Genomic DNA, 271 nt, shown 5'->3' on the forward strand with positions numbered 1-271 from the left:
TCCAGGCGCTCTGGCGGCTCAGCCGGCCGCCCCGCGCATTGAGAAAGAGCGCCGGTGTCCCCTTGCCCTTGGCGGCAAGGCCGGGCCGGGCGCGGACCAGGTAGTCGTCAATCGCCTTGGCCGCATAGGAGCCCAGCGGCACCAGCCGCTCCTTGGAGCCCTTGCCGAAAAGACGTACGACGGCGGGACCGCCGTCGGTGCCGGCGTCACCGGCCGCTGCGGTCTGCTCCGCCCCGGCTGCAAGGTCGTCGATGTCGAGTCCGACGGCCTC

At 72.3% G+C, this 271-nt stretch carries 1 pseudogene; it reads right to left on the bottom strand.

Annotation, left to right across the window (positions count from 1 at the left end):
* Positions 1-271: pseudogene (locus AC5RVV_RS18405) on the bottom strand (site-specific tyrosine recombinase XerD); the annotation flags it as partial.

This window comes from Arthrobacter sp. MDT2-34-1, assembly GCF_059091365.1.